General features: G+C 71.2%; 1 protein-coding gene. It reads right to left on the bottom strand.

Annotated elements, in window-relative coordinates; translation table 11 throughout:
* Positions 1-5: 5 nt before the first annotated feature.
* Positions 6-1,037 (bottom strand): medium chain dehydrogenase/reductase family protein, encoded by a 1,032-nt coding sequence (locus IE318_RS44385; protein ID WP_189908490.1) that lies wholly within the window; start codon positions 1,035-1,037, stop codon positions 6-8.
* Between the last annotated feature and the right edge of the window lie 37 nt (positions 1,038-1,074).

The following is a 1,074-nucleotide window of genomic DNA, read 5'->3' as shown; positions in this document are numbered from 1 at the left end:
GGCGGCTACGGCACGAGGACGACCTTGCCGCTGACCGTGCCGGACTCGGCCAGGCGCATGGCCTCGGCAACTTGGGCCAGGGGGAGTTCAGCGGCCACGGTCGCGGTGATGTCGCCACGCTGCAGGGCCGTGAGGACCTGGGTGAGGTCGGCGCGCAGGCGGGCGCGAAAGCGCTTCTTGGACAGGGCCCTGCCGGCCCAGACATTGAAGAAGTAGGCGTGGCGGCCGTTGGGCAGGGCGTTCCACAGCCAGATGCGGCCCAGCATCTTGAGGACGGGCCATTGCTTGGAGCCGGTGTCGTCGCGACTGGAGGCGGTGCCGTACGAGACGAGGGTGCCGCCGGGGGCGACCAGCCGCCAGGAGTCGGTCAGGCCGGGGCCGCCGACGTGGTCGAAGACCGCGTCCACGCCACCGGGCGCCAGTTCACGGACCCGGGCGGGGATGTTCTCGGTGCGGTAGTCGACAGGGGTGACGCCCAGGGCGCGCAGGGCGTCGTGGTGGCGGGCGGAGGCCATGCCGATGACCCGGACTCCGGCGCTGAGCGCCAGTTGCACGAGGAGCGACCCCACTCCTCCGTTGGCACCGTGGACCAGGATCGTACCGCCGGTACGAACACGGGCCTTGCGGTGCAGCATCTGCCAGGCCGTGATGCCGTTGACCACCGCGGTCTCCGCTTCGGCTGCGCCGACGCCCTCGGGCACCTCGACCACGTCCGCCGCCTCCAGCAGGACGTGACTGGCCCAGCCTCCGATCTTCGTCAGGGCCGCCACTCGTGTGCCGGTCAGGGCGCGGTCGACGCCGGAGCCGACCGCCTGCACGGTGCCGACCAGGTCGTAGCCGGGGACGAACGGGAACGGCGGCTGGTCGAAGTAGCGGCCGCGGCGCATCTGCTGCTCGGCGAAGGAGACGCCGGTCGCCTCCATGCGGACGACGACCTGCCCCGGGCCCGGGACGGGAACCGGGCCGCGGCGCAGCTGGAACTCCTCGGGCTCGACCTTGCCCGGCAGGACCACCTCGACGCGTTCTTCTGTGTTCATCACAAGCTCCGCTATCCGCTGTTGCTTTCGTTATAGG

Source organism: Streptomyces spiralis, assembly GCF_014654675.1.
Taxonomy (GTDB): Bacteria; Actinomycetota; Actinomycetes; order Streptomycetales; family Streptomycetaceae; genus Streptomyces; species Streptomyces spiralis.
Note: the sequence above shows the minus strand (reverse complement) of the source record. Positions and strands in the feature narration are given on the sequence as shown.